Below are 356 nucleotides of genomic sequence, written 5' to 3' on the forward strand. Positions count from 1 at the left end.
GAAGAGGCGTCCTGCCCGAACCTGGGCGAGTGCTTCTCCGGCGGCACCGCGACCTTCATGATCATGGGTGACATCTGCACCCGTCGCTGCCCGTTCTGCGACGTTGGTCATGGTCGTCCGAAGCCACTGGACGTCAACGAGCCGGAAAGCCTGGCCATTGCCATCGCCGACCTGAAACTCAAGTACGTCGTAATCACCTCGGTAGACCGCGACGACCTGCGTGACGGCGGTGCCCAGCATTTTGCCGATTGCATCCGCGAAATCCGCAAACTGTCGCCGAACGTGCAGCTCGAGACCCTGGTCCCGGACTACCGTGGCCGCATGGACGTCGCGCTGGAAATCACCGCCGCCGAGCC

General features: G+C 63.5%; 1 pseudogene. It reads left to right on the forward strand.

Features of this window, described 5'->3' with window-relative positions:
• Positions 1-356 (forward strand): annotated as a pseudogene (locus ACIPLA_RS06305) (radical SAM protein); the annotation flags it as partial.

Source organism: Pseudomonas sp. NPDC086112 (assembly GCF_044746425.1).
Lineage (GTDB): Bacteria > Pseudomonadota > Gammaproteobacteria > Pseudomonadales > Pseudomonadaceae > Aquipseudomonas.